Source organism: Maritalea sp., assembly GCF_051251695.1.
Lineage (GTDB): Bacteria > Pseudomonadota > Alphaproteobacteria > Rhizobiales > Devosiaceae > Maritalea.
This window is the reverse complement of record NZ_JBPOEU010000072.1, coordinates 1-3,345: the sequence shown is the minus strand read 5'-3', so window position 1 is coordinate 3,345 and position 3,345 is coordinate 1. Positions and strand designations below refer to the sequence as shown.

Below are 3,345 nucleotides of genomic sequence, written 5' to 3'. Positions count from 1 at the left end.
GGGTAAAGGGGCCGTATTCAAATATGACTTCGCTTGGTCGTCCCACCAAAGCTCTATCAGGCCAAGTGTCATAATAAGAACGCGACATTTTGATAAAGATCGAGTGGCTTTCAACAAACCTGACCGGCGCTCTCGAAGTGTCGACAAAGAACAAGGTCGCAGACTGTTAATCATATGAAGATCGACGAACTTTCCGTTGCCGATTTCCAGGAAAGCATCCTCCTCGACAAAATCCTGTTCGCCAAACGCCCAAGCCAGTTCATTATATATCGATGGCGTACCGAAATTGTTGACGATTGCCGTATCGAGTCCCAAAAACGCCTTGGTTTTGAACAGGTCGCGCATTGGGATCTTGTAGCCGAGCTCGATCAAGTGCGTCTCGACATTGCGCGCGAAACAAGAGCCAATGGTGAATATTTTTTCGCCAGGCCGAAATTGAAAAGGCGTGTCGAATGCCGGACGTGCAACCGGTTCCACACGATTATCTTCTGTTCTAAAACCCCAAGTTGCAACATCGTTGGCTTTGCGGATCCGCACTGCTTCTGCCGCATCTATCGTGACAAGGGGCATTTTAAACTCTCGATCTTCAATCTCATCCGGTCGTAAACTGGTCTGTAGGGGCAACAGAAATCCTTTGCCATTGTCCCATGCGCCGACCTGCGAAAATCTATAGTTCCGGGAAGTGGTAGTCGGGCGCGGCGGCGGCGATCGAGCCGATAGACGGGAGCTTCATGACTTCAGTTTTCGGCGCAATGTTTGCCTTGGGACGGGCGAAAAAACCGCTATAAAAGTAGCTGCCATATTTGAAACGGCAATACGCGTCACCAAGATCGTCCCAATCAAACAAAAATTCGTCCCTGAATCGATTTATGCCATGCTTCAAATATTCTTTAAGTTGAGGGTCGAATTCGGGGTTATTTCTGTAAATCTCGTATATTTCTTTGAATTGGTTAAGAAGTTTTCTTTTAGGAAAGCGGTCGAATACTTTTTCTTCATCGATCCACAATTGGTTGCTGAGTCCAAAATGGCCAAAAATCGCCGTAAAATATTCGAAGGGCCGATAAAAAATCGATGCTCTTCTCGGGTAGAGATAAAACCAGCAGTCCGGATCCAGTAAAGTTAACCCAAATATTTTTCGGTGGCCCTCGGAAATCGCCCATCTTGGGGAATGTCCATTCGGCACCTTGAAGTATACAAAGCCGGTGTCGTTGAGCAGATAGTCAATATTTTTTGCCAGGCTTGTCGTGTCATATATATGCTCAAGTACGTCGTTCAGTAATATGAGGTCAAATTCGCCTCGTTCGAAATTGTTTCTGACGTCTGAACTGGATGCATCCATCACGCGAGCATCCAGGTCAACGTCACCTCTAGCGTTCGTCTTCGCATATTCTATGAACTGGGCGCTCACATCGATGCCAGTGACGTGTGCCCCTCTTTTTGCCATGGCGATGGAAAACCCGCCATATGCGCATCCGATATCAAGAACTCTCAATTTCTTAAAGTCGATATCCACGATATCGGTCAAAAATTCTATCAGCTTTTCTCCCCTGTAATTTGTACTAATGGGAAAGCTAAGTGGTTTTTCTTTAAGTAATTCTTCGGGATCTCGTTCGGATTTTCGGGCGAACATATCTACGAAATCGAGGTAGGCCATAGATTTTTCATTGTCCGTTTCAGAGTGGGGTGGGCCGCAAAAACACAATCCTATTCATGGATCAAGGCCTAAGCGCTCAGCATGCTGTTGGCGATTTGATCCGAATCCCTTGTTTTCCGCGGGAAAACTCAATTTGCTTGTGTTGATCGTTCTGACGCCAGGCAAGCCGGACCCGGGACATTGACATATTGCTGCGGCTTAAGCCGGCGATCTTCTTTGCATTTCCCAAGCATATCAACGTCGCGAAGCGTGCGGTAGAGACATTTTCCGCAGCAAAGCATAGTGAGGCGGCGGGGACAAAGGTGAGCCCACCCGGTGCATGCCATCCTTGGTACCGAGGAGATTTCTGGCCACGGGCCACACGTTCGATATTTTGCTCACCCAGCATATCTATAACCGTCAAGTTATGACCGTTAGATTGTGCCACATAGCCGGCCTCGTTTCGCTTTGCTTTCCAGTGCGCGCCGAGTTGGAAATATTGGCGGTAGTCATGTGTCGAGCCTAGTCGATCATGAAGCCAATCGAGAACGATCAGCCACTCTCCAGGTGAGAAGATTAGAGCTCGGCGATGGCGGATTCTGCGCGAGTGTATTGCTTCGCTGTCAATTGCGAACAAACCCTGCTCCGAAAAGCTAGAGGTAAGGTATGAGCCCTGATGGCGTACACGGAACCGGGGATAGCTTGATCCATCAATCTCGACGCAGTTATGCGCGCGCGTCGATTCGACATAGATGCGGCGAGGGTCGGAATACCAAAAACCTTGTTGGAAAAGCGGATCTGAGGGAGCCGTTCGTCCTAAATACTCGAAGCGGCCCGGATCGCTGAGAATTGGGAGGTCATTCTCCTGCCAAACGAATGACAGATTGTCTGCATGCTTGTGTGTGCGGCTATGCTGGCCAGCAATCTGCACGAGATGGCTGCCCTTTCGCCGGACAGATGCGTAACCCGACTGGTCGAACATTGCTAATCCGTCTGGGACGTTCGCAAGGTCTCCCGCCAGAGCATTGGTTAGCTCTATGCTAGGCCAGTCAAGGTGGTTGCCACTGGCATGTTGCCAGTCCGTCGGCGCCGTATCGCCGATCGTCACTAGCTTTCCGTCTGGAGTAACCAGCCAGGCGAGGGCTTCTGCAGCTCTGGCCAAGAGCGGTTCTTTTTCGGCTCCTATCAGGCCTGATTTGCGCGCACGAAGTAGCGAGTGCAGTATTTTCAGATGATACCCGGGAGAATGCTCCTTATGCATTCCCTCTTCGAAGAACTGTTGTTCAATCATGTCGTTGAGCAGATTGGCGGCAACATCGGCTTGAGCGGCCCAGCCTGGCATCCAAGCAAATCTGTTGGCACCTGCGAGGCGACCAAGCATCTGGTACAGGCCATGGTTGGTATGGTTTCGAAGAAAACCGGGTTCTGCAAGAACCTCCAGATGCTTTGCTAGAACTTCAAGGATAAGGGCGATACGGCTATCCTCTACTGTAGCATTTCTGCTTAGCGCATCGAGCAAATAGGCAATCTTATAGCAACGATTGCTTACGTTCATGTCATACCAAGAAAAGTCTTCGCCTTGTATTCCCTGTTGCGACAGGGCGAGTTCTACGAGCTCTTTCGCATTGGTATCCCTGCAAGGGAGAAATACCTTTTCGATCCAATCCCGGGCGTAGCTATGCGCCAGTTCGAGATAGGTGTCGGTGGTTACA

The 3,345-nt window shown here is 49.6% G+C and carries 3 protein-coding genes; all 3 read right to left on the bottom strand.

The genetic code is table 11. The annotated features are described in order from the left end of the window. On the bottom strand, positions 1 to 624 hold a 624-nt coding region (locus ACSHWX_RS17985; protein WP_435669588.1), incomplete at its 3' end, for a GSCFA domain-containing protein. 43 nt (positions 625 to 667) lie between these two features. Next, on the bottom strand, positions 668 to 1,654 hold the full coding sequence (locus ACSHWX_RS17980) for a class I SAM-dependent methyltransferase (protein WP_435669587.1): 987 nt from the start codon (positions 1,652 to 1,654) through the stop codon (positions 668 to 670). Positions 1,655 to 1,730: 76 nt separating this feature from the next. Next, the coding region (locus ACSHWX_RS17975; RefSeq protein WP_435669586.1) for a heparinase II/III domain-containing protein at positions 1,731 to 3,345 on the bottom strand (1,615 nt) is incomplete at its 5' end.

What these genes read in the sequence shown, in the direction of transcription:
- ACSHWX_RS17980 (WP_435669587.1), bottom strand. Translation starts at nt 1,654, where the DNA reads ATGGCCTACCTCGATTTCGTAGATATGTTCGCCCGAAAATCCGAACGA.